Raw genomic sequence first — 325 nt, 5'->3', positions numbered from 1 at the left:
GCCTCGGGGAGCTGTAAGCAAGCTTTGATCCGGGGATGTCCGAATGGGGAAACCCGGCTGTCTTCATCGACAGTCACTTTCTGCTGAATACATAGGCAGAATAGAGGCAGACCAGGGGAACTGAAACATCTAAGTACCCTGAGGAAGAGAAAACAATAGTGATTCCGTCAGTAGCGGCGAGCGAACGCGGATTAGCCCAAACCAAGGAGCTTGCTCCTTGGGGTTGTGGGACGTCTCACATGGAGTTACAAAGGAACCGGTTAGATGAAGAGGTCTGGAAAGGCCCGCCAGAGAAGGTAAAAGCCCTGTAGTTCAAAACTTGTTC

The 325-nt window shown here is 51.4% G+C and carries 1 rRNA gene; it reads left to right on the top strand.

Going from position 1 to position 325, the window contains the following annotated elements:
• Positions 1-325 (top strand): 23S ribosomal RNA (locus ACL9RM_RS26630); the annotation flags it as partial.

The sequence above is a fragment of the Paenibacillus sp. S29 genome, assembly GCF_049319765.1.
Lineage (GTDB): Bacteria > Bacillota > Bacilli > Paenibacillales > Paenibacillaceae > Paenibacillus > Paenibacillus polymyxa_B.
The sequence above is the reverse complement of the archived record's forward strand: the minus strand, read 5'-3'. Positions and strand labels throughout refer to the sequence as shown.